Source organism: Shewanella sp. AS16, assembly GCF_021412365.1.
Lineage (GTDB): Bacteria > Pseudomonadota > Gammaproteobacteria > Enterobacterales > Shewanellaceae > Shewanella > Shewanella salipaludis.
Map to the genome: position 1 here is coordinate 1 of NZ_JAKCLK010000056.1, position 433 is coordinate 433.

Sequence of the window (433 nt, forward strand, 5' to 3'; positions counted from 1 at the left end):
GAAAGCAACTCTCCCGAGTTGGTAGTAGCGATGCGCTGCAATGGCAGAAGGTTCAACAGATGCCAGGCAACTGAAAGCATAATGGGGTGCAAACGGGTTTCTGGATCTTCGATCAGCAACAATGGACGGGCGTCTTTATCCAGTCGCAATGTGCCTTTTGCCTGCAATAAAGTAGCAAACAGGCCGAGCAAAATAACCCGATACGAGCGCCCTCCAGGTCGGTCAATCATCCGGTTGATGATATCCAGATAGCGCCAGCTTCGTTGCTCATTGCTGGCTCGCCGCCGCATTAAACGATATCGCGCCTGTCCGGCCCCCTGCTCAGAAAAATAATGCTCAAGAAGTTGCACCATTGCGGAAAGTCCCTGACGAATCTGCCCATCAGAGAGATTTTGCGGATGTGAGGATAATTCACGGGCGAGGAAATCGAGCT

1 protein-coding gene is annotated in these 433 nt (G+C 51.7%); it reads right to left on the minus strand.

The genetic code is table 11. The features are described from left to right. A partial coding sequence (locus LZP73_RS19305; protein WP_234236533.1) for a DUF2813 domain-containing protein occupies positions 1–433 on the minus strand: 433 nt, incomplete at both ends.